The organism is Streptomyces sp. MnatMP-M17, assembly GCF_900091995.1.
Lineage (GTDB): Bacteria > Actinomycetota > Actinomycetes > Streptomycetales > Streptomycetaceae > Streptomyces.
The window spans coordinates 1-23,251 of sequence record NZ_FMDK01000122.1 but is presented as its reverse complement, the minus strand read 5'-3'; the positions used below and the strand labels follow the sequence as shown (position 1 = coordinate 23,251).

Sequence of the window (23,251 nt, the reverse complement as noted above, 5' to 3'; positions counted from 1 at the left end):
GAAGCGCACCGCTGTCGTGCCGGCCAGATTGGCGCCGTAGATGTCCACCGTCGTCCCGCCTCCCGTCGCCCCCTGGCTGGGGGCGAGGGACAGGCCCGTGGTGTAGGTGTAGGCCGTCGTCGCACTGCCACTGGAGTTGGTGACGGTGACCGTCGCGGTGCCCAGCGCGTGCGCCGGCGCGGTGGCGGTGATCTGGCCATCGGAGTTGACCGTGAACGTGACGGTGGTGCCGCCGAAGGTCACCGAGGTGACCGTCGGAGTGTTGAAATTGGCGCCCGTGATCACCACCGGGTTGCCGCCCGCAACCGTCCCCGAAGAGGGGCTGATACCAGAAATCGTGGGTGTCGCCATCGCGATCCTCCCCCTTGCGTCTGTCTGCGTGGGCAGACCTGCTGGGGTGCTCGCGACATGGGCGAATCTCAAGCACATTCACCGTAAGTAGCTACGTATGTGCATACTGTAGCGACCTTTCGGCTGTCCGGGATTACTCCGTTCGGCTGAAAGGCCACGTGCCCTTCGGGTGGCTATCGAGACACGCGTTGAGCAGCATTCACACGCTGACCCATACGGGTGACAAGGGAGTGGTTCTCTTGTCGGGCAATCAGCCGTAATGCGTTACTGCTTGCGTACATCCGACGCCGGTGGGCCGCCCGTCCCTCTCCCGGGGGCGCGTTACCACCGGTGTGGCCGCTGGGCCTTCCCGCCTGCGAAGCCGGCCATTTCTGTGACCGCGATGCCGCGAGACGCGTCCTCGGCGGGGAAACGAGAAAGCTCACCCGACAAACACGTTGCGTGAGGAATCCCATGCCTGTTTCTCCTGATCAGGGCACCACCGCCGGCGGCACGACAGTGACCATCACGGGTACGAACCTCGACGGGGTCACCGCGGTGCACTTCGGTTCCAGGCCGTCCACCAGCTTCACCGGTGTCTCTCCCAGTCTGGTCACCGCTTTGTCGCCCCCGGGTACCGGCGTGGTAGGGGTGACAGTCACAACCCCCGGCGGCATCAGCAACCCGGAACCGTTCTTCTATATCGACGCGCCGCTGATTTTCTCCGTCAGCCCGGCCGCAGGACAGTTCGAGGGAGGCAACTCCGTCACCATCACCGGCCGGAACCTGGCCACAGCCAGCGCCGTGAACTTCGGATCCAACGCGGGCACGACCACCAGCGTCAGCGACACCGAGATCACCGTCACGGTCCCCACGGCAAGCAGCGTCGGTACGGTTGCGATCACCGTGGTCACAGCGGGCGGCAGCGCCGACGGAATCGGCTACAGCTACTTCGCCAACCCCGTGTTGACCGCACTCGAACCCGCCTCCGGGCCAGTGTCGGGCGGCAACATCGTCACGATCACCGGAACCGACTTGAGCTCGGCCCAGCAGGTGGTCTTCGGCCCCGACGCGATCGAGCGCGGGGGGCCGAACGCTCTGTTCACCGTCGTCTCCGACACCGCGATCGCCGCTGTCGCACCGCCGAACCCGGCAGGTGCGGCCGACGTCATCGTCGATACGCCCGGCGGTGCCTTCAGCCTGCCCGGTGGCTACACCTACCTCACGGGCCCCAGCATCTGACTCCCGAGCAGACAGACCGGAGCCCGGGCTCCGGGCGCGATCCCCGTAACGCCCGGTGCCGGGCACGACGCCCGTCACCGGGTGCCGCGCTGCTGAACGGCGCCGGCGGGGCAGGCGAACGCGGGCCGGATCAGCTCCCCGCCGTGTCAGTTGGTCACTATTGGGTGGGATTTATGGATGAGGGTGCCGGTACGTCCGGGGGCCTGTCATGGTAGTTGGGTGACACGGGAAATGGCTTCTGGGGACGAACCGTTGTGGCGTGTGCTGCCCGACGACCGGGAGTGGCGTCATGATCTGCGTACGCTCGGGGATCGGCTGCTCGATCACCTCGCGGTCGGGGCAGGCACAGCCGAGGGCCGCTGGGAGCTGCCCCGGGCTCCGTACGCGGCGGCGGCCGACGCCTGCGCCTGCCTCAACGCCGCCGTGCCGGCATCGGCCGGCACCGGGCTGTACACGCTGCGCGGTCCTGACGGGACACCCCAGCAGGCCGTGCATGTCGTCGAGGTGTCATCCGCGGAACTGGATGCCCTGTGGGAGGTGTTCGTAGCGCTCCTCCGTACGCTGGAGGACGAACCGGGCACTGAGGAACTGAGGGACCTGGTCCAGCAGGTCGGCGCCCGCTGGAGCGACGTTTCACGCTCCCCGGAGGAGTTGATCGCTCAACTGCAGCGCGTGGTGACCGTACTGGAGCTGGACATCCCCGCGGTCCAGACCCTGGCGCGAGCGATCACCTCCGGCCCGAGAGGACAGCCCCTCGACGAAGTGGCCCAAAGCGCCTATGCGGCGGTGACGACGAGTTGGGCGGCCGTGCTGGCCGGCTGAACGGCCGTATCGGGTGTGAGCGTCCGTGTGGATGCACGAGAGATGAGTGCTCCGGACCGCAGCCGCTGATCCGTAGGCACTCATCACACCACCCGTCAATGTTCGCCCGCAGGTCCGCCTCGCACACCCCAACCCGCCACCGGCCGGCGGATGAACGGTCGGTGCCGGTGCGCGACATCAGATGGAGGGCGGAGGGACCCGGGTGTAGACCAGCGCCGGGCTTGTGCCGCCAGGGGTGGTCACGGTGACGGCGACAGGCCCGGCGGTTCCGGGCGGGGCCTGGGCGGTGAGCTGGGTGTCCGAGACGATGGTGAACGCGGCGGGAGCCGCGCCGAACATCACCGCGGTGGTTGCGGCGAGGCCGGTGCCGGTCAGGGTGACGGTGTTCCCGCCGGACACGGGCCCCTGGGCGGGGTTGAGAGAAGTGAGACCGGGCGTCGTGAGGTAGGTGTAGGGGATTCCGTTGCTCGTCCCGCCGGCCGTGGTGACGGTGATCTGCACCGTGCCCGCAGCCGCGGGCGGGGCGACCGCGGTGAGCTGGGTGTCCGAGACGGCCGTGAAGGAACTGGCGGCCGTGGCACCAAACCGTACCGCGGTGGCCTCGATCAGGTGAGCCCCGGTCAGAACGACGGCGTTGCCGCCGGAGACGGGACCCGAGACCGGGCTCGCACCGGCGAGGGCGGGCGTGGCGACGTAGAAGTAGGTGGTTCCCGGCACGCTGGTACCGCCGGAGGCGAAGGCGGTGACGGCGACAGGCCCGGCGGCTCCCGCCGGAACGACAGCGGTGATCTGGGTCGGGGAGACCACCGTGAAGCTGGTGGCGGGGACGGCGCCGAAGGTGACCGCGGTGGTTCCGGTGAAGCCGGTGCCGGTCAGGGTGACGGTGTTCCCGCCGGACACGGGCCCCTGGGCGGGGCTCACGCCGCTCACGACCGGGACGACGGCGTAGGTGTAGGGGATTCCGTTGCTCGTGCCGCCGGGCGCGGTGACGGTGACCTGGACCGTCCCGGTGCCGGCCGGAGCGACAGCCACGATGTGTGTGCTGGAGATGACAGTGAACGAGGTCGCCGCGGTGGCGCCGAACCGTACCGCCGTCGCACTGGACAGCCCCGTCCCCGTCAGCGTGACCGTCGTACCACCTGACACGGGACCGGACGGAGGAACCACCGAACTGAGGGCGGGCACGGCCACGGTGACGTAGGTGTAGGTGACGAACTGGGAGCTGGTGCCGCCGGGTGTGGTGACGGTGACCTGCACGGTGCCCGTCCCGGCCGGTGCCACCGCGGTGATCCGCGTGTCGGAGATGACGGTGAACAAGGTCGCCGCCGTGGCGCCGAACCGGACGGCGGTGGTTCCGGTGAAGCCGGTGCCGGTCATGGTGACGCTGGTGCCTCCTGCGGAGGAACCCGAGGTGGGGGAGAGGGAACTGACCGTGGGCGGGCCTGCGGCCAGCGGTCGGTCGGTCGGAGCGGTCGGCGGGTTCGCGGGGTTGTTCAAGAGCATGTCCTTAGACAGTGAGGGCGCGGCCCGGGCCGGCCGCGCCGGAAGAGCCGGCGCGGAGCTCGTCAGGGAGCACCCGCGCCTGGGCCCGCCCGGGAGCGAGGGGAACGCGCTGCCCGGGCGGGCGGTCTGTGCGCCGAGGTCAGATGCCAGGACCGGCGACGTAGGTGAACGCGCCTGTCCCGGTGGCGCTGCCACCCGACGTGGTCACGACGATGTCGACGGCACCGGGAGTGCCGCCCACGGCGGGCGGGGTGACGAAGGTGAGGGTGGTGTTACTGATGACGGCGAACGGTGCCGCGACGCCGCCCACGGTCACCGACTGGGTGGTGGCGAGGTCGGTGCCGGGAAGGGTCACCGCGGTTCCGCCGGCCACCGGACCGGAGGCGGGCACCGGGGTACCGATCGTGGGGCCGTCGATGTAGGTGTACGACAGGCCGTTGTTGGTGCCGCCGGCGGTGGTCACGCTGACACCGACCGGCCCGGCCGCCACACCCTCCGGGACGGTGACGGTGATCTGGCTGTCACTGACCACGGTCGGGACTGCGGTGACGGTGCCGAAGGCCACCGAGGTCGCGGTGGACAGGCCGGTGCCGGTGATGGTGACGGTGTTCCCGCCCGCCGTGACACCGGAAACCGGGCTCAGGCCGGACTTGAACGGGGCGCCGACGTAGAAGTACGTCACCGGGTTGCTGGTCCCGCCCGGGGTGGTCACGGTCACCCCGACCGTACCCGTCCCGGAGGGGGCGATAACGGTGACCGAAGTGGCCGTGTTGGCCGTGATGGTGGCCAGCTTCGAGCCGAAGTGCACGGCTGTGGCACCGGCCAGGTTGGTGCCGGTGATGGTGACGGTGTTCCCGCCTCCGGTGGATCCCTGGCTGGGGGAGATAGGCATGGCTGACTCCTTCAGTGATGTGGGTAGACAAGGGAAATGGAGAACCGCGACGGGCGGATTCCGCCCGCGAGGGACCGGGTTCTCCGCGCAGGGGCCGGAACCCTGGCGACGGCCGACGGGCTGTCAGCCCGTGCAGCCGGGAACGCTGCCCGCAGGGGCGCAGTTGTCCGGGGCGTTGCCGCTGATGTTGCTGGCCAGCAGGATCACGGCGCCGGAGTTCTCGTACACGCCACCGCCGGAACTGGTGGCGGTATTGCCGGTGACGCTGGTGGCGGTGAGAGAGACGGTGCCGCTGTCGGTGTAGATACCGCCGCCGGCGACGGCGGTGTTGCGGGTGACCGCGCCGGCCAACAGCGACACCTCACCGCCCCGGTTCGCGATACCGCCACCGGGGAACGGAGCCACCGCGCGGCCGCCGCTGATGGTGACCGCGGCGAGATCGAGCCTGCCGTTGGTACCCGGGACGCTGGCGGCGCCGTTGACTTCCAGGATCCTGAACGGCGTGGCGGACGGGGCGCGGGTGATGGTGGTTCCCAACCCCGCCATGGTGATCGGGGTCGTGATGGGCGGCAGTCCCACTGGTCCGTCGTCCGATCCGCTGCCGTGGGCACTGGTCAGCGTGTACGTGCAGAACGGAGCCAGTGCCAGGACGTCCCCGCCGCCCGCGTTCGCCACGTTGATCGCCGTCACCAGTGACTTCTCGCTGCACAGCACGGGGATCTCGGCGTGCGCGGTGCCCGGCACCGCGACCACACCCACGGCGAGGGCGCAGATGACGAGCACGGACCGGAGAGAACGGACAGTTGGCATGACGCCCCTCACTTGGGATCACGTGAGCCGCCGCGTCCGTCGGCGCAGGCGAACAGCGCCGACGGGTCGATCCGCGTCCTCCGTCGGGGGAGCCCGATACGGCACCACGCCCCACCGGTACCGGGCCGGACGCCCGGACAGGACAAACGGCAGGCCGTTCGCCACTCCCCCGGAGAGGATGGGCGGCCCACCGGTTTGGAGTAACCAGTAGTCCACCGGGGTGAATGCGGCAGCAATAGCCTTGAGGTGAAGTCACCCGAATGGAAGAGCGCGCGAAATCCCGGGACATGGCGCGTACCACCCGCGTACTCCCCGCCTCGAGGCCTCAGCCGCTCGTCGCCCCAACCGTCGTCGCGGCGTCACGTTCCGGCGAGGCCGCCGACCGCCGAAGCACAGCACACAGCGGCGCAGTGCCGGAGCGACGCAGCGACTCACCCGGTCTCGGTCGCTTTCCCGTTCCGGAACTGAGAAGAGCAGGTCGGAGTACGTATGGAGACCCGGACAGCGACCGAAGCGACTGAAGGTCCCGGTCTATGACGCGCACACGCGCACCCGGGATGTCTTCATAATCCCCGGCTTCGGTCGCTTGCGTCGCTTCCCTGGCCGGCACCACTGTTCTGACCTGCGGGTTTCCGCGCCTGGGGCGGCAGCGACCGAGACGCTGAGCCGCTGGTGAATCTCGGTCGCTGCCGCGCGAGGACCGCGGTCAGGCTTTCGGAAGCGTCATGCCGAGCTCACGCATCGCGTCGGACGGCGGTCCGCCCTCCGAGCGCTGGGTCTTGTAGCCCTTGACGCGGGGGGCGATGGTGCGGGGATCAACTGCTTCGGACGGCGCGCCCGAGGCGTAGAGGCCGTCGGGCTGTCCGTCACGGTCGTGGGGCAGGAGCCAGAAGACGCGGCGCAGGAAGGTGCCGGAGGCACGTGAGGAACGGGCGGTGGGGCCGAGTACGGCGTAGCCGACCATACGGCCGTCGCGGTGGTAGGCGGGCCTTCCCCGGCGGGTGGGAAGCCGGTCGAGGCTCTGGCGGACGTACTCGAGTCCGTCGGTGTCCTCGAGCCAGACGAGGTGATTCTCGTGAGCAAGCTGGCCGGGCTCGATGAGGGCACTCATGAGTTCTCTCCCGTCTCAGGGTTCAGCCCGATACCGGGGTAGAACTTGCGTTGGTTCGATAGGATCATCTTTCTGGGTGTGGCGATGCCGACGGTCTCGCGGACACGCGCGGCGAACGCTCGTGAAGAGACCGGGTTGGCGCCCTCGAGCTGGCACCAGTTCCGGTAGCTGCTGTACAGCTGGGCCTGTTCCGCGCGCATGGCGGGGTCCATGGTGCAGCATTCGCCCAGGAACCGGCCCGTGTGATCCTCGGTCTCCGCGTAGGCGCTGGTCGCGGTACGTACCTGCTGGGGGCCGGTCAGATCGCGGGGGCCGTTCAGATAGCGGCGGGCGCCGACGATGAGCCAGTGCAGGATGCCGGATCCTTCTTCGGTGACCAGAGCGTCGGCGAGGTTGTCGACCTTCCGGTCGTCCGCGACGATCCGCTCGAACGGGATCAGCTTCATCCGGCGCCAGAACGCGTAGCCGCCGGTGCCGACCTCGGGGCGGTGGTTGCCGAGCAGCCACAGTTTGTGGGTGGGGGTGAAGCTGAAGAAGTCCTGCCGCATCCTGCGGGCCTTGATCCGGTCGCCGCCGGTCAGCAGCTTGACGCGGGACTCGTCGAAGCGGTCGCCAGGCTTGAGTTCGGAGCAGACGATGATGCGGCGCCCGTGCAGCTCGGCGAGGTCGGTGGGGTGCCCTTCGAAAGGCCGGGCCATCAGGAACCCTGGCGGGGCGGCGTCGGCGTAATCGGCCAGCAGCTTGACCATGACATCCAGCAGGACGCTCTTGCCGTTCTTTCCCTGCCCGTACAGGAAGGGCATGATCTGCGCGCCGACATCACCGGTGATCGAGTAGCCCAGCAGCTCCTGCAGGAAGCTGATCATCTGTCTTCCGTCGGCGTCGTCGCCGAACGTGTCGGTGAGGAACCGCCGCCAGCGTGGTGTTTCCACCGGCCGGGGCTCCACGCTCGTGACACGGGAGTGGTAGTGCTTCTCCGGATCCGGCGCGACCACCAGGCCGGTGTTGAGGTCCACGACCCCTCCCGGCGTGCACAGGGCATAGGGATCGGCGTCCAGGAGCGAGGCGTTGAGAACCATCCCCGGTGCGGCCTTGGCCTGTATCAGCATGGCTTTCATCCCTGACGTCGACAGAGCCCGCCTGCGGTGCCGGCGCAGCTCCGTTCCGGCGTGGCGGGCGTGCGGGTCGGTCTCCGCCAGTGCCTCGGCCATCTCACCGGCCGCCCACAGCACCGTGTCGTCCTCGTCGATCTCCCACCGGTGGCCCGACCACCGGTACCAGCCCAGACCCGGCACATGCCTGAAGTCCCGCCCGTAGAGGGCGACGAACAGCTTGGCGTTGCCGCGGTCGCTGAGACTGTCGGGCAGCAGGCCGTGCTCGGTGGCCCGCATCGCTGGCGGCGCGGGTCTCTTGGAAGCCTGCGCCGGAACGGAGGCGGCGGGGGGAGCGAGCAGAATCTGGCGTGCGACCTCTTGGGGGTCGAACAGCCCCTCGTCGTGGCTCGGTACCTGATTCACCTTCATCCTCCCAGTTCGAGGGGACGGCGGCGGCCCGCGTTCATCCCGGACTGGATAATTCGCCGTGCCCTGTGCTCCTGGCCCGGACGTACGTGAACCGCTGCCGCGACGAGGGCCGCTTCCGCGTCCGTCGCCGCCAGATGGCCCGCGGCGACCAGGCCGCCCGCGGTGTAGGCGGCACGGTTGAGCTTCTCGGTGAAACCTGCTCCCTCCGCCACCGTGGCGCAGTCGAATACGGGGGCCAGGACGGTGGTCAGAGTCGCTTCCGCGGGGCGGGAGCCGCCGCCCGCGGCCAGGACGGCCTGCCGGGCACGCTGTGGCACGGGTGCGGTACGGTCCCGCCGGGAGGGCGGTGCCGGGCGGTGGCCGGTACGGGCGAGTTCCACGGCGAGCCAGTCCGGCAGCGGCGCCGGACGACGCGTGGGCCCGAGGATCCGGTAGGTCCCGGCGGCTGTCCTCGTCCCGGGCGCGACGATGTAGCCGCCGCAGGCACGCACATCCACCTGCCAGGCCAGTGCCCGGCCCGACGCCGAGCCCGCCGAACACCGCCACTTGTGCCCCGGCTCGGCGGTGTACCAGATGTGCAGCCCTCCGGACGGGGTCCGCACCCGTAGCGTCGCCCCGTCACGGGCCGGGTCCTCGGCACCCCGCAGGGCCGCGAGGAGAGCGAGGCTGTGAAAACCGTGCTGGAGTCCGTGCAGCGGCACTGACGGGGGGATCACGATGCCTGGCAGCAGCCGGTCCCGCCCGGGCAGCGGTGTCTCGTGCGCGTCGACGTCGATGACCACCAGGCCGGCCGGCCCGCACGCGACCCCCACCCCGAACCCGGGCTGTTCCGTCCACCACCTCCGGATACGCCCGGCATCGAGGGTCGCGGCGTGGAAACCGTGACACCAGCGCCCCTGCGGGATGCACGGGCACTCCCGGTAGCTGTGGCGAGGGTCCTGGCAATCACGGCAATTGGCCGGAGGTGTCTTGCGACGGGAGGCCAGCGGATGTACCGGCCAGCCCTGCCGGGCGCACCACAGCGCGATCGACAGGACGTCAGGCAGGGGAGCTGCCTCTTGAGACGCTACGGTCCGGCCTGAGTTGCCGTCACAAAGACGCAGCTCAGGAACCATGCTTACTCCTTTCAGCGACTGAAGCGACTCAAATTCCGAACAGATGGAGCGCGGGTCGGCAAGAGAATGCCCGGCCCCGCACAAGGCTCACCCGCTGCCCGGCGGTCCGCGTTCGTCCGGCCTCACGGAGCAATATCAACTTGCCGAATCTCCAGGCAGACCCGACGAAACCTGCCGATGGCGACAAGCGGTCCATCGCTGTCCTATGGGCAAGGCTCAAGATCGGTCACCTTGTCGTTGAGTGGATCTTCCGGGTGAAATACGTTCTCGGGATCCGGGCAGAGCTCGCCAGGGGAAGAAGACGAAGAAACTTCGGCTTTACGGGCCGGCGGATCGGCGGGTCAGATCTCACCCGGGTCCCAGGACATGGCGGACGATCTTGCCGCTCTTGTGTCAGCTCCACAACTGCCTCCCTCGACACGATGTGACTTCATTCGCTCGCGTTGAGGCTGCACTATTTCGTAACTCGTCGTCAAACGATCACGGTAAAGCGTTGATCAGGGCCGCCCCGATCGCGGCGGGTCGCACCGGTTGGCAGCTTGTGCCTGTTCACGGCACATGACGAGGCACCTCCGTACCGTGGGTTCGCGAGGGGAATGATGATCTCGTTGGTGACCGTGCAGGTTTCAACCGTTGCCGGGGCGCCGGTGGCCCCTGCCGAAGTCGCAAGGATTCCCCGTCGCTCAATGCCTTCTGCGTGGTCACCGTCGAGAACGGTCATCGCAGCCGATTCGGAAGAAGCGATTCACCAAGGCGAATCCGGAAGAAGCGATTCATCGGGAGGAATGGGTGAATGGTGTAACGTTGATTCCTGCTGGCCATGACACGTCAACGTGTTGCACCCTTCGCCTCCAAAGCCTCAAGTCGGCTCACTCGGAGGCTGTTTTCAATAGCAGCCTACTTATAGCAAGTATATTGCTATAAGTAGGCCATACGGGTGATGGCTCGTCATTTCTGTTGCCGTCATAGGCGACGGAGTGGATAACTTAATTATCCAAACCGGTGGGCTGCCCACCCTCTCCGGGGGAGTGGCCGATCATTTATCTCGTAGCTGCCCAGGTGAGGTGAAGGCCTGGATAGCTGACGAGTGCGATTGCCGCGATGGGCACCCCCGCGGGAGGGGTTTGGATCCGTCAGTCGGTGCCGGTCAACGGTGCCGACTGACGCGGCGGCCCCATGTGACCTCTTCTGGGGGCACCATGCGAGCTTCCCCTCCCCGGCGGTCCGGTGCCGTTGACTCTGTTCCGGCTCCGAGGCCGACGGAGATCCCACCAGCCGTCGGCCGGCTCCCCACTCCTGCACCCGGCGGTGAGACCGCTGCGGTCAACGCGGTGAGCGCCGCCGACGAGGACACCGGGTTACCCGCGCCGTCCCCGGCTGGCCCGACGGGCGCCGCCCGGGGCCCGGGCGTATCAGCGGTACACGTCCTGGCGCTCCGCGGGCCGGACCCCCCTCTCAAGTGGAACTCCGGTGACGACGCTCCGCGCGGACCTCGCCCGCACCACCGTCGTGCGCTCCGCACCCGCTTCTGTGACCGCAGGCTCCGCCACGACCACCGTGTCTCTCCCCCGGCCGGTGTTGTTTCCTGCTTTTCCCCCGGCGCGTTCCGCCCCGGCCCGTCGTATGTCCGGGCCGGCTCTGGCGGGCCCGCGATCCGCTCACCGTCCGGGAGCACGAAGCCGCCTCCCCGCCCACCTGCGCACGACTCAGGACGAGAGGAAGAGCGATGCTGTCGACCAGGCCGGGGGCACAGATCACACTGTCCCCCCGAGAAATCGAGCAGTGGCCGAGAACGGCGTCAGCCCGGGCTCTGGCCGACGACTGGCCCACGCGGCAACCTGCCTCGTTCCGCGTGCCGACGCTGGAGCGGGCGGTACCGATCTGCCGCCACCTGGCCCGGCTGTGGATGGATTCCGAGGACATCACCGATGAAAGCGCTCGGTGCGCGGGCCTGCTCGTGATCTCGGAACTGATGACCAACGCCATCATCCACACGAACAGTGTCTCGATTACTGGGCGCTTACGGAAAACCGGCGGCTGGTTCTTCGTGGAGGTCCAGGACGAGGGCGGAGCGGTGTCCGTCCCGTACCCGCGCCGCTCCGACTACTCCAACGAGTACGGTCGGGGTCTGCTACTGGTCGCGCGATCCGTCCAGGCATTGGGAACACGGCTGGAGACCGACGGCGGCCGCACGTTCTGGGCGCGAATCTCACTGACTGGGTGAGAGGCTCGTCAACGCGCCCCCCACGATGGGCCGATGGGCCGTTCACGGACACGAGCTCCGGGGCAGGACAGTGGCGCAGACGAGGGCTCGTCCGGCTCGAAGCCGGTGGGCCGGTCGCTCGGAACTCCGCTTCCGCGCAGAGGCGCCGGCCTGCGGAAGGGGGCCCGCAGACCGGCGCTGTTCACTGTCCTGGCCGGGCGACGCGGCACTGGAGAGGGACAGCGAGAGGGGATGGTCAGATGTAGGTGAAGCCGCCCGGGACGGTCGCAGCGCCGTTCGCGGTCGTCACCACGACCGGGACGTTGCCAGCGGCGGCGCCCGCCGGGACGATGCCGAACAGCAGGATCCCGGTCGGGTCGGTGCCCAGCACCGTGGCCGGAACTCCGTTGAAGGTGACCGTGCCACCGGTCAGGTTGGTGCCGGCGATCACGAACGGGACTCCGCCGGTGATCGGGCCCGAGGACGGGTTGATGCTGGTGGCGGTGGGGGGAGCGGGCGGCGTCGGGGACACATAGGTGTAGGACGCCGGGTTGCTCGTACCGCCGCTGGTGGTCACGGTGACCGGCACGGTGCCCGCGGCGTGTGCCGGGACCACGACCGTGACAGTGAGTCCCAGTACGTCCTGGGAGACGATGGTGGCCGGCGTGCCGCCGAACAGGACGCTGGTGGCGCCGCCGAGGCCCAGCCCGAAGAGCTGAACCGTGTTGCCCCCCGCGACCGGTCCGGAGTTGGGCAGGACCGCGAGGAGCAGCGGGCCGAAGGGGAAGGGGAGTTGGGGGATCGACCGGGTCTGGTCGGACGAGATGACGGGTGCGGACATGATGGGTCCTCCTGCGAAGTGACTGCGTACGCCGGACCGTTGCGGTCCGTACGGGGACTGACCGGGACCAACGGCGGTCTTCCACACGCCCGGCGCGGGGGGCTAGGAGCGAAGTAAACGGAGAACGCCTCTCGGTCCCTGCGGAGTCGACCGGACAGTGGCCCGCCGCGACGAGTCCGTCCAGGAACGGGCGGACCCAGGAGGGGACCGGTGGTGGACGGGCGTCAGCCGATGGGCATCAGCCGCGGCGCGCGCATCACCGCCCGGCCTCGAGAGGGCGGGCACTTGTCCAGTCGATGACGGGAGCTTCCACCAACTGGTGGCTCTGCCCCGGAGAAGCCCCGCCGTGACAGTGGTCCACTCGCCGAAACCCTGCCAGGAGGAGGGCTGAAACGGGCAGGCCGATTGCCGAGCTCCCCGGAGAGGGATGGGCGACCCACCGGTTCAACGATTCCCAGTAACCACAATGAACGAGTCGACATCAACCCCTGTGACGCCCAATCACCCGAATGGCCCAGTCCGGAACACGGCCCGGCGGCCATGCGTGGACAGTCGTGCGTGGCCTGGCAGGAATCGCGCTGGCCCCAGCGAGATCACGACGCTGTGACCAGCAATCACGGGCGATCACCCAGCGTGTAATATTCCTCTTCCGGCATCTCCACAGTAAAACGATACGGATCTTCCGATACGCCCGAAGGGAATTATCCCGGGGAGTTCCGAAGGGCCAGGAAGGGAAGACTCGCTCTTCAGAAATTACGCCATACGGGTGAACTGTCAACCGCTCCGTTGCGGGATTATCCATCTCCATGGGATAACCGTTCTGAATCCAAACCGGTGGGCTGCCCTCCTCTCCGGGGGGCGCGGCAATCTACGATCTCGCAGAGCTCACCAGTCAGTTCGGCAGCATCAAGGCCGTTCTGTCGCTACGAGTGCCCCTCGACGAGGCAGAGGCGGCTCGCATCACCTCGTCAAGGGGCATCATGCGAGCTTCCCGTACTGTCACATCCCTCCGCGGGCTCTCTCTCCTGGTGTCAGGGCTGGCCGTGATCCCGACTGCCGCCTGGACCTGGACCCCGTGCCGCGCCCCGGGACCGCGCCGGCCACCGCGGCTGCTCCGGTCGGCACCGCCCAAGACGGCACCGTGGCGTTCACAGCGTTTCGCACGCGGGGCCGACCGCCGATACCGCCGGCGCCGCTTCCGAGCCGGATCCCGTGCATACCGACGGACCGGCCGATGGGGTTCCTGGACCAGCTACGCGGTCTCGTGGCGCTCGCCATTCTGTGGTGGCGGCATTTCCGGCTCCGCTCGCACCCCGGCCTGACGGGAAACACCCGCGTCGACGCCACCGCTGATCGCCCGGCGCTCGGCTCAAGCCTTCACAGCGGTATCTGCGACTTTTCCCGGTGTGGAACTCTTCGTTCCCTGATTCGCCCGACTGGAGAGTGCTATGTGTCAACCGGTTCGCATCATGCTCAGCGGGGGGCCGGACGGCACTCCGCCAACCTGGAATGTGGAATCTCTGGAAAGCGAAACGAGAGTGCTGATCCGCCGTGGGAACGGCTATGAGCATTTCGAGTTCGCGGACCGGTACGCCGAATACGAAGGAGAAAAACTACCGGTCTATGACTGGAGCTACCGGACATGTATCGCGGAATAGGGCCTGTTCGAATCCGCTTGGCCGCGGTACAGACCGCTTCCTCCGGCGCACGGCCGCTTACGCGTGGGGCGAAACCGCCTGATCCGAAAGGGATCAAGATGATGACGTATCTGTTGCACGTAGGTGTGTCGTGAGCAGGGCCGCTTCCCCGGGCCGCGGCCGACCAGCACGGGATGCCGTGGTCACCGGTATCGGGTTCTGCCTGCCCGGCGACGGACGCCCTGTCTTCACCGCGGACGACCTGTGGAACATCGCCTCCCGGGGGGCGTCCTGCCTCAAGAAGGACGACACCTATTACGGGTCCGTAGGCCTCTCGGACGCGATGTTCGACGAACGCCTCCCCGACATCCCCCCGTTCTTCTCCCGCCACTACACCGCTGCGCACCGGTTCGGCCTGGTGTCCCTGGCAGAGGCATGCGCGGACGCCGAACTGAATCTCCGCTCCGGCGACTTGGCGGACGCGGCGATCCTGGCCGGGCGCGGCGGGGTGGACGCGAACATCGACAGCTATCTCGCCGTACTGCGAGCCGACCCGGAGACCATTCCCGTCGCAGAGGCGATGGAACTGTTCGTCGCGGCGGAACAGGCCGTCACCCCCTCCGACGTCGCCCTGGTCCAGGGAGCCCTGACCCGTTCGCGAGGCCCCAACTTCACAGTGTCGTGCGGCTGCGCCTCGTCCGCAGTGCAGATCGGCAACGCCCGGCGTCTGATCGCCGACGGCGAGGCCGAAATCGCCGTCGTGACCGGAGTCGACGTCTTCAGCATCACCCTGATCCGTAACATCCAGCGCCTGCTGCAAGGCGCCCAGAAGACATACGAAGCCATCCGCTCCGACGACATGCCCGCCCTGCTGCCGTCCTTCGACTCCCTCATGCGCCCGTACGACCGGCGTGCCGACTGCATCAACCACGGCGAGGGATCGGTCACCGTCATCATGGAGAGCCGCGAGCACGCCTCCCGGCGCGGGGCCCACCTGTACGGTCAGGTGCTCGCCCAGGCCACCACCCGGGACGGGCTGGCCAATCCCCTGGCATCCGACGAGACTGGCAGGGAGCTGGTGAACGCCGTCCGCCGGTGCCTGGGAGACCGCTGGGAGATCGGCCAGGTGCCCTACGTCCACGGCGGCAGCGACGGCAACGTAGTGGTCACCGCCTTCGAGGCGAACGCCATCAGGGAACTGTACGGATCCGCCGCACAGGACCTGCTGATGACGTCCCAGGAGGGCTGTTTCGGGCACAACGGCGCACCGGCGGGCTGTCTCGGTGTGGCTCTGACACTCCTCATGATGGAACGCGGCGAGGTGTGCCCCACCGCGAACTGCGAGCAGCCGGCGGACAACCTCACCTTTGACCCCGTTCCCGGCACGCACACCCGGCCTCTCAGCTTCGACCACGCGCTGAGTTTCAACTATCAGGTCGGCGGGGTGAAAAGCGCCATTCTCCTGGGAAGCCCGGACACCTGAGGTACGGCCGAGTACGGCCCCATGCCCCACAGCCCGTCCCGACGGCCCGCGAGCCTCCCGCCGCCCCGCGCACCCCCTTCGACAAGGAGAACTCCCGTGGGCCGACACAGGCATCCTTCCAGTAAGGCGACGGATTCTCTCGTCGTGATCGGCATGGGCTGCCGGCTCCCCGGCGGCATCGACTCTCCGGCGTCCCTGTGGCGGCTGCTGGCGGAAGGGCGCGAGGCGGTGGGGGACCCCCCGCCGGGCCGCGAGGCGCCGTGGACCCAGGACGGCGCCGAACCGGCTCCCGGCGTCCGTACCCCTCCCCGGCAGGGCGGGTACCTGGGCGACGTGTCCGGTTTCGACGCGGACTTCTTCGGCGTCTCCGGCCGCGAGGCAGACGTACTCGATCCTCAGCACAGGCTGCTGCTGGAGGTGGCCTGGGAGGCGCTGGAGCACGCCGGGCTGCCGCCGGATCAGCTCGCCGGCACACCGACAGGGGTCTTCACCGGCCTCAGCTACAACGACTACATGGATCAGCTCGTCGGGCAGCCCCAGGAACTCGAGGGATCCATTCTGACGAACGGGCACTGCGTCGCCGCAGGCCGTATCTCCTACCTCCTGGGCCTGCACGGCCCCTGTGTGGCACTCGACACGGCTTGCTCATCCTCGCTCGTCGCATTCCATCTGGCCTGCCAGGCGCTGCTCCAGGACGAATGCGATCTCGCCTTGGCCGCCGGCGTCACCCTCATGCTCCGACCCAGAACAACCCTGTCCTTCGCCAGGATGGGAATGCTGTCGCCGACAGGGCGCTGCCACACCTTCGACGTCGCCGCGGACGGCTTCGTCCGCGGCGAAGGCTGTGGTGCCGTTGTCCTCAAACGTTTCACCGACGCCGTGCGGGACGGCGACCGCATTCTCGCCGTCGTCCGTGGCTCCGCGGTGAACCAGGACGGCCGCTCCGACGGCCTGGCCGCTCCCTCTCGCACCGCCCAGCAGGCACTCTTCCGGAAGGCACTCGAGCGCGCCGGGACCGACTCCCGGGACATCGGGATGATCGAGGCTCACGGAACAGGAACCCCGGTCGGCGACCCGATCGAATTCGCCAGCCTGGCGCAGGTGTACGGCACTGGCCACGGCACATGTGCCCTGGGATCGGTCAAGACCAACCTCGGTCATCTGGAACCCGCGGCCGGGATCACCGGACTCATCAAGACCGTCCTGTGCCTCCAGCGGGGACTCATCCCTCCCAACCTCAACTTCACCCGCTGGAATCCGGCCATCTCCGCGGAGAAGACCCGCTTCTTCATTCCCACCGCGCTGACCCCGTGGCCCGTACGGACACCGACGAGACTCGCCGCAGTCTCCTCGTTCGGATTCTCCGGCACCAATGCCCACGTCATCCTCGAACAGCCGCCGCAGGACACCCGCACCGTCCTGCCACGTCCGCGACACACCGGGCTGTCTGCGGCGCCCGAGGTCCTCCTGGTCCCGGCCGGATCCCCGGCCGTCCTGTCGGCCGCGGCACTGCGCCTGGCCGACTGGCTGGAGGGCGACGGCGCGAAGGTGCCGCTGCGCGATGCCGCGTACACCCTGGCCATGCGGCGCAGCGCCGGGCGAGGACGCCTCGGGGTGGTGGCCCGTTCACGGCAGGACGCGGTCGACGCGCTCAGATCGTTCGCGGCGGGCCGGGCGCACCCGGCAGTGGTGTCCGGGGCGACGGGTGTCACCGTCTCCCGCAAGCCGGTATGGGTGTTCTCCGGGCAGGGCTCGCAGTGGCCCGGCATGGGCCGCGACCTGCTCCGACGGGAACCGGCCTTCGCGGCGGCCCTGGCCGAGGCCGATTCCCTCATCGGCGCCGAGGCCGCGTTCTCCGTACTGGACGTGGTGCGCGCCGGCGAGCCGGTGACCGAATGCGGCACGGTGCAGCCGGTGCTGTTCGCCCTGCAGACCGCGCTGGCCGCCACCTGGCGCGCCCACGGCGTTGAGCCCTCCGGTGTCATCGGCCACTCCATGGGAGAAGTGGCGGCTGCCGTCGTGGCCGGAGCGCTGTCCCTGGAGGACGGCGCCCGGGTGATCTGTCGGCGCTCCGCGCTGCTCGCCCGGATCGCGGGAGCCGGCAGCATGGCGACCGTAGGACTGGACCGGGCTGCGGTGGAAGCCGAACTCGCCGCGAGCAGCGCCGAGTCGGTCTCCGTGGCGGTCCTGGCCGCACCGGACTCCACCGTCGTCTCCGGCGACACCGGTCAGGTGGCGGGACTGGTGGCCGCGTGGAAGGCTCGCGGCATCCCGGCGCTGCCCATCTCGGTGGACGTGGCCTCGCACAGCCCGCACGTGGACCCGCTGCTCGCGGACCTCCGTGACGCCCTCCGCGACCTGGCTCCGCAGCGCCCGACGATCCCTTTCTATTCCACTGTCCTGAAGGACCCGCACGAATCGCCGGCCTTCGACGCCGCCTACTGGTGCGCCAACCTGCGCGACCCGGTCCGTTTTTTCCCCGCGGTGGCCGCGGCCGCCGCCGACCGGAACCTGGTGTACGTCGAGGTCTCCCCGCACCCGGTTGTCACACACGCCGTCGTACAGAGCCTGAGCGACCTGGTCGACGAACCTGTCGTGCTGCCCACGCTGCGCCGCGGAGAAGACGAACCCACCACGTTCCGCACCCAGCTCGCCGCTCTGCACTGCGCGGGCGTGAACGTCGACTGGTCACCGCTGTACGACGCCCAGGCCGGCCTTGCGGACGTCCCCGCCATCACCTTCGACCGCAAGCGCCACTGGGTGGACGCCGCCCCTCCGGCCGCCCCCCGGAAGCCGGACCCCGCTTGGCCGGCCACCACCCTGCCCGGCAGTTACACGGAGGTGCCCGGCAAACAGGCACGTCACACCTGGCGGGCCGACACCGGAACCACGGCGCTTCCATGGCTGGCCGACCATCGCGTGCACGGCAACCCGGTACTGCCCGGCGCGGTCTCCTACGCCGTCGCCCTGACCACCGCGTGCCAGGCGTTCGAAACCGCCCCGGCCGGCGTCGACGTCACCGATGTCTCGTTCCAGGAGATGCTGCGCCTGACCGAGCACACCGACCTCGGCACGACCGTGACCATGACCGCCCCGGACCACGCCACATGTGAGATCTTCGGACGCGGTGACGACGGCCAGTGGGTCGAGCACGCCTCCGCCGTACTGCGCCGCCTCTCCCCGCCCGCACGCCCCAGGGCGGCGTCCGTCCCCACCCTGGCCCGCAGACATCCTGTCGCCGTCGATCCCGCCACCCTCTACACACGACTGCGGGCCCGGGGGCTGGAACACGGTCCGGCGTTCGCCGGAATCAAGGAACTGCACACCTCCCGCGGCCGGGACAGTTTCTGGGCCCGCCTGGAGATCCCGCCGACGGCACAGACCGGAGAGCACTCCTTACGGATCCACCCGGTACTCGTCGATCTCTGCCTACAACTCCTGGTCGCGGGACCCGTCGAGAACGCCGGCCGGGGCCTGATCCTCCCCGTTCGGATGCGAACGGCGCGGATCCTGGGCGATCCCGCGACCGCCGTGTACTGCCACGCGCGGATCACCGAGACCACGGCCGACAGCGCCGTGGGGCAGGTCCGCCTGCTCGACGAGGCGGGTACCCCCGTACTGGCCCTCGACGGTGTGACGTTCGCACGCTCAAGCCCGCAGGAAGACGACAGGGCCAACCAGTGGTTCCTCCAGGCCGGCTGGCACCCGGCCCCTCCCGCGCAGACCGCCCAGCCGACTCCGCCCGGAGACTGGCTCGTCATCGGGGAGGGCGAGGCGGACGCCGAGGCCCTGGCCGGCATCCTGCGCGAAGCCGGTGCCCGGACCGAGGTGTGGGACACCCCGCCGGGAGACGAGCGGCTCGAAGCGCTCGGCGACTCCCTCAGAGAGCACCTGGCGACCGCCCCGGCCTCCCCGCGCGCCGTGGTGATGCTGTGCGGCACGTCGCCCGCCACCACGGACGACCCCACCGTGGGCGCCCAGCGGCGTGCCCGCCGAATCCTCGGTATCGCCCAGGCGATCGCCCACAGCACAGACCCCCCGCGCCTGTACGCGGTCACCCGCAACGCCCGTACGGTAGCGGCCGGCGAGACCGCGGACCTTGAACAGAGTGCCCTGCGCGGCGTGATCCGTGTCCTGGCGCTCGAGCACCCACGCATGCGTGCCACGCTGATCGACACAGACCACAACAGCCCGGACCTGCGAAGCCTGGCAGGGGAACTGCTCGCCGACGCCCCGGAGGACGAGGTCGCCCTGCGAGGCACCACCCGCCACATCGCCCGCCTCGACTACGCCCCGCCGGCCACTTCCGAACAGATCACGGCAGCCACCCGAACCATGCGCTACGGGACGGACGGATTCCGCCTCCGGGCGGGGCGGCTCGGGGACCTCGACAGGCTCGAACTCGCCGCGACCGGGCGGCGCAGGCCAGGAACCGGCGAGGTGGAACTACGCGTCAAGGCAGCGGGCCTCAACTTCCGCGACGTACTCACGGCCATGGGCCTTCTGCCCGGTGAGCAGGACGTCCGGTACCGGATTGGCTTCGAGTGCGCGGGCGTCGTGACCGACGTCGGGCCCGGCGTCACGCACCTGCACGTCGGCGACCCGGTCCTCGCCGTCCATCTCGAAGGCGGCGCCTTCGCCTCGTTCGTCACCGTGCCCGCCACCGCAGTCGCCCCGATCCCGGCCATGCTCGATCCCGTCACCGCGGCCGGACTGCCCACGGCATTCCTCACCGCCTGGTACGCCTTGCGCCACATCGGCCGGCTCAGCGCCGGCGAACGAGTCCTGATCCACTCGGCCAGCGGCGGCACCGGCCTGGCCGCGATCGCCGTCGCCCGGCTGCTCGGCGCCGAGGTGCTGGCCACCGCGGGCAATGAGGAGAAGCGACGCTATCTGCGGGGCAGCGGAATCCGCCGGGTCATGGACTCCCGGTCGCTGGAATTCGCCGAACAGACCCGCAACGCCACCCAGGGCGAAGGCGTGGATGTCGTCCTCAACTCGCTCTCCGGGGCGGCGATTCGCGCGGGACTGGAGACCCTGCGTCCCTTCGGCCGTTTCATCGAACTGGGAGTGCGCGACATCTTGTCCGACGCGTCCGTCGGCCTGGCCCCGTTCCGGCACAACATCACCTTGAGCACCGTTGATCTCATCGAGCTCCAGCGGACCCGCCCCGATACGTTCGCGACCGTGCTGCGTGAAGTACTCACAGAGTTCGCCGAAGGCCGTCTGAAGCCGCTGCTCTGCACCACGTACCCGCTCTCCGAAGCCACCGACGCCTTTCGCCTGATGGCCCGCGGAGGCCACATCGGCAAGCTGGTCCTGACCGTCCCCGACCAGGGGGAGACCACCGCGGTCCTTCCCGACGGGCCACGCGTAGTGCGCGGCGACGGCGCTTACATCATCACCGGCGGACTGCGCGGCCTCGGCCTGGCGACCGCGCACTGGCTCGCCCGGCAGGGCGCCAGCCACATCATCCTCAACGGCCGCACACCGCCCTCTCTCGCCGCGGCGCGCGCGATCAGGGAACTGTCCGCCGGCGGTACCCGGATCACTGTCGTACTGAGCGACATCGCCCGACCCGGTACCGCCGAACGCCTCGTGGCCGCTGCCACCGAAGACCAGACGCCCCTGCGGGGTGTCGTGCACTGCGCCATGGTTCTCGAGGACGCCGCGATCAGCAATGTCAGCGACACTCAGTTGAAGCGGGTATGGAATCCCAAGGTCACAGGCGCGTGGAGACTGCACAACGCCACGGCGGGGCACACGTTGGACTGGTTCGTCGTCTTCTCCTCAATGGCCTCACTGCTGGGCAACCCCGGGCAGGCCGTGTACGCCGCCGCCAACTCCTGGCTCGACGCCTTCGCCGCCTGGCGGACCCACGAAGGCCTGCCCACTCTCGCTGTCAACTGGGGCCCATGGGGCGAGACTGGCGTCGCCACCGACTTCAGCAGCCGGGGCTACGAGACGATCCCGACGGACAAGGGGCTGCTGGCCCTCCACGCGCTCCTTGCACACCGACGCGTCCAGACCGGCGTGATTCCCGGGGAGCCCGATACCTGGATTCCCCCCGCCGGACGGCAGTCCTCCTTCTTCAGCCTCCTCGTCCCGGGTAACCAGCCCTCAGCCGATACGGCGGACGACTCCCGCGACATCCGGGCCCGTCTCGCGGATCTCGCGCCGGGCGTCGCCAGACGCACCGCCCTGGAAACCTACTTGGCCGATCACATTCGCGGGGTTCTCCGGCTGGGCAGCACCACCCTCGACCCGCAGACTCCGCTGAAGGCACTGGGTTTCGATTCGCTGTTGTCAATGGAATTGCGGGTCCGGCTGGAAACCGACCTCGGAGTCAAACTCGCCAATAACTTTGTCTGGCAGCATCCAACGCTGTCGGCGCTCGCCGCAGGCCTCGCCGAGTGCATGGGCCTCGAACTGCAGAACACCGACGGGCCGACCCCGATCAGGTGATGACGTGACCGGGTCTCAGGAGGTCCGAGCGAGAAGTCTGCGTTCACATGCGCGCCAGCATCCGTCGAAAAGCCGCCTGCCCGAAAGGGTCCACCCTTGCTGACATCTCACAACCACCGGCCGGGGGACACGGGCTGCCCCCTTCCTACCGAAGAGATATACGCATGCCCACTGGCGTCGTGAAATGGTACGACCCCGACAAAGAAATCGGCGTCATCACGTCCGACGGCGCGGATCTCGAGCTCCGCGTACAGCGCCGCGCTGTCCGCCATGGCTCCGAACTGCGCTCGGGGGAAAGAGTGCATTTCGATATCTGGTTTGACGCCAGCGGACGTTGGGCCAACAACATTCAACGCCTTGGTCCTGCTCCGGCGGAGCACGACCGGGACGGGACGGAACTGCTCGGGACCGACAGGGCGGACATCGAGAGGACGAGGTCCGGCAGACCCGACCTACGGTCGGTGTCAATGCCCGTACGACGCCCCTGACCCACTCGGCGAGTTCGGCGGCGGGCAGCGGCAGGCGTCGGCCAGTGTCCGTGAGCGGGGCTGGCGTTCGTACGGTCCGGCCACGGGCAGTGCGGGGGTCAGCGTTGCGCCAGGGCGCTGGCAGTGTCCTTCAGCGCGATCCGGGCGGCGGGGGTTCCGGCAGGGGTGTCCCAGTAGGGATGGGCGGCGATCTGTACGGACAGGGCCAGGAGCCGGCGCCGGTACGCGGCCGCACCAGTCGTGGGCGCCGCCTCTGCGAGGGCCCGGTAGGTGATGTACCAGGCCGTCTGCGTCTCCAGCAGGTCAGTGGGGAAAGTGTGCCGTGCCATGGCCTTGATTAGATCGCATGTTCGATTTTCGAAACAAGTCCATGCGGTCCATCGAGGTTAAATATTGGGATAAAGGTGAGGCTAAAGTCTGCTAGTGTTCGAGGTGGAGGTGACCCCACATGGCAACCGAGGAAGAGCTGTTCGCGTCGGTCGACGCACTGCTGGAGGAGGAGCCGCAGCTCCCGCCCCCGGCGGAGCGGGCCCGGCTGCGTGAGGCGGCTGGCGTCACGCAGGCCCGTCTCGCGGTCGCGCTGAAGACGTCGACGCAGACGGTGAAGAACTACGAGAACGGCCGGAGCGAGCCGAAGTCGCCGCGTCTGGAGGCGTATCAGCGGCTGCTGAACGCCTGGGCGGCGAAGTACTCTGCGTACGGCGCCTCTACCGCGCCCGTGCCGGTCCCGGCCGCGGTGCCAGCCGCGTTCACCGGCCCGGCCGCGCCCGAGGCGGAGGCCGCCAC

16 protein-coding genes are annotated in these 23,251 nt (G+C 69.0%); 7 read left to right on the top strand and 9 right to left on the bottom strand.

Features of this window, described 5'->3' with window-relative positions; translation table 11 throughout:
• A partial coding sequence (locus GA0115259_RS06610) for an IPT/TIG domain-containing protein (protein WP_176732457.1) occupies positions 1-351 on the bottom strand: 351 nt, incomplete at its 3' end.
• A gap of 330 nt (positions 352-681) precedes the next feature.
• On the opposite strand from GA0115259_RS06610, the gene GA0115259_RS06605 reads away from it, so the two are divergent.
• Both GA0115259_RS06605 and GA0115259_RS06600 read left to right on the top strand, forming a co-directional pair.
• Positions 682-1,572 (top strand): IPT/TIG domain-containing protein, encoded by an 891-nt coding sequence (locus GA0115259_RS06605; RefSeq protein WP_345940995.1) that lies wholly within the window; start codon positions 682-684, stop codon positions 1,570-1,572.
• 219 nt (positions 1,573-1,791) lie between these two features.
• A complete protein-coding gene (locus tag GA0115259_RS06600) occupies positions 1,792-2,394 on the top strand; it encodes a hypothetical protein (RefSeq protein WP_176732456.1) in 603 nt (200 codons plus the stop codon).
• A gap of 177 nt (positions 2,395-2,571) precedes the next feature.
• On the opposite strand, the gene GA0115259_RS06595 is transcribed toward GA0115259_RS06600, so the two are convergent.
• From GA0115259_RS06595 to GA0115259_RS06570, 6 genes are all read right to left on the bottom strand, one after another.
• Positions 2,572-3,891, bottom strand: coding sequence for an IPT/TIG domain-containing protein (locus GA0115259_RS06595; RefSeq protein WP_237539814.1), 1,320 nt, complete (start codon positions 3,889-3,891; stop codon positions 2,572-2,574).
• Positions 3,892-4,036: 145 nt separating this feature from the next.
• Positions 4,037-4,789, bottom strand: a complete 753-nt coding sequence (locus GA0115259_RS06590) for an IPT/TIG domain-containing protein (RefSeq protein WP_093592204.1) — start codon at positions 4,787-4,789, stop codon at positions 4,037-4,039.
• A 123-nt stretch (positions 4,790-4,912) separates the two neighbouring features.
• Complete coding sequence (locus GA0115259_RS06585) at positions 4,913-5,599, bottom strand: hypothetical protein (protein ID WP_202449725.1); 687 nt, start codon at positions 5,597-5,599, stop codon at positions 4,913-4,915.
• A gap of 706 nt (positions 5,600-6,305) precedes the next feature.
• Positions 6,306-6,710, bottom strand: coding sequence for a DUF6009 family protein (locus GA0115259_RS06580; protein ID WP_093592201.1), 405 nt, complete (start codon positions 6,708-6,710; stop codon positions 6,306-6,308).
• Positions 6,707-8,233 carry a DNA primase family protein gene (locus GA0115259_RS06575; protein ID WP_093592198.1) on the bottom strand — a complete coding sequence of 509 codons (1,527 nt, stop codon included), beginning with the start codon at positions 8,231-8,233 and terminating at the stop codon, positions 6,707-6,709. Before GA0115259_RS06575 ends, GA0115259_RS06580 begins: the two co-directional genes overlap by 4 nt.
• Positions 8,230-9,348 (bottom strand): bifunctional DNA primase/polymerase, encoded by a 1,119-nt coding sequence (locus GA0115259_RS06570; RefSeq protein ID WP_093592195.1) that lies wholly within the window; start codon positions 9,346-9,348, stop codon positions 8,230-8,232. Before GA0115259_RS06570 ends, GA0115259_RS06575 begins: the two co-directional genes overlap by 4 nt.
• Positions 9,349-11,074: 1,726 nt before the next feature.
• Between GA0115259_RS06570 and GA0115259_RS06565 the strand changes: the two genes are divergently transcribed.
• A complete protein-coding gene (locus GA0115259_RS06565; protein WP_093592192.1) occupies positions 11,075-11,572 on the top strand; it encodes an ATP-binding protein in 498 nt (165 codons plus the stop codon).
• Between the two features lie 235 nt (positions 11,573-11,807).
• On the opposite strand, the gene GA0115259_RS06560 is transcribed toward GA0115259_RS06565, so the two are convergent.
• On the bottom strand, positions 11,808-12,392 hold the full coding sequence (locus tag GA0115259_RS06560; RefSeq protein WP_093592188.1) for an IPT/TIG domain-containing protein: 585 nt from the start codon (positions 12,390-12,392) through the stop codon (positions 11,808-11,810).
• A 1,448-nt stretch (positions 12,393-13,840) separates the two neighbouring features.
• Between GA0115259_RS06560 and GA0115259_RS41565 the strand changes: the two genes are divergently transcribed.
• From GA0115259_RS41565 to GA0115259_RS06550, 3 genes are all read left to right on the top strand, one after another.
• Complete coding sequence (locus GA0115259_RS41565; RefSeq protein WP_256097928.1) at positions 13,841-14,050, top strand: DUF5988 family protein; 210 nt, start codon at positions 13,841-13,843, stop codon at positions 14,048-14,050.
• A gap of 130 nt (positions 14,051-14,180) precedes the next feature.
• Complete coding sequence (locus GA0115259_RS06555) at positions 14,181-15,512, top strand: beta-ketoacyl synthase N-terminal-like domain-containing protein (protein ID WP_176732455.1); 1,332 nt, start codon at positions 14,181-14,183, stop codon at positions 15,510-15,512.
• 144 nt (positions 15,513-15,656) lie between these two features.
• Positions 15,657-21,977 carry an SDR family NAD(P)-dependent oxidoreductase gene (locus tag GA0115259_RS06550; protein WP_370747454.1) on the top strand — a complete coding sequence of 2,107 codons (6,321 nt, stop codon included), beginning with the start codon at positions 15,657-15,659 and terminating at the stop codon, positions 21,975-21,977.
• 586 nt (positions 21,978-22,563) lie between these two features.
• Here GA0115259_RS06550 and GA0115259_RS06540 read toward each other — a convergent pair.
• Entirely contained in the window at positions 22,564-22,794 is a 231-nt protein-coding gene (locus GA0115259_RS06540) for a hypothetical protein (RefSeq protein WP_093592182.1), read from the bottom strand.
• A gap of 119 nt (positions 22,795-22,913) precedes the next feature.
• Here GA0115259_RS06540 and GA0115259_RS06535 point away from each other — a divergent pair.
• On the top strand, positions 22,914-23,251 hold a 338-nt coding region (locus GA0115259_RS06535; RefSeq protein WP_141716469.1), incomplete at its 3' end, for a helix-turn-helix domain-containing protein.